Annotated in this window: 1 protein-coding gene; it reads left to right on the top strand. The window is 46.1% G+C overall.

The window, feature by feature from the left end:
* Nucleotides 1-86: 86 nt before the first annotated feature.
* Nucleotides 87-365: a hypothetical protein gene (locus ABGY95_RS09160; RefSeq protein WP_347441373.1), complete on the top strand. Its 279-nt coding sequence runs from the start codon at nt 87-89 to the stop codon at nt 363-365.
* The last annotated feature ends 188 nt before the right edge of the window (nt 366-553 follow it).

Genomic DNA, 553 nt, shown 5'->3' on the forward strand with positions numbered 1-553 from the left:
GTGGTCATCAGTCGGTGTGCTTTACGTTATGCAAAAAAATCTCACCAGACTCCACCGCTACACTAAAACAACAACACACTAAAAACATGACTCCATTTCTCCTATTTCTTGCAATTATGATCATTCTCTACGCAGCACTTGCGGTATTCGGAGGTTTTCGCAAACAACTCAAATCCGCCCTGACGTGGATTGGTATCTCAATTGTTGTCCTCTTGAGTGTGTTGTCAGTTTGCTACATCGCACAAGACCTTCTCCCAAGGCTTTACGAAGTCTCAAGGCTCTTGAGCGGCTCCTTTTCGTTTATTGCATTGATAATTGGATTCTATAAAGTCGGCAGTCCTGCCAAGAGAATCCAAGAGGCATAACAAGACGAGACACAGCAACCGCCACTAGCCGTCTTGTCGGCAACGTCACCCGTAATATGAACCTCAATCCCCGTCTCAGCGTGCGCCCCCGCTAGTGGCGGCGCGTGCTCTTTAACGTTAGCCAAGAAATGAAAACATTCACAAAAATTTGTTTAGGATTAGCCTCAGGGTCAATGGTGGCATTGATT

It is taken from the genome of Rubritalea sp., from assembly GCF_039830215.1.
Classification (GTDB): Bacteria; Verrucomicrobiota; Verrucomicrobiia; order Verrucomicrobiales; family Akkermansiaceae; genus Rubritalea.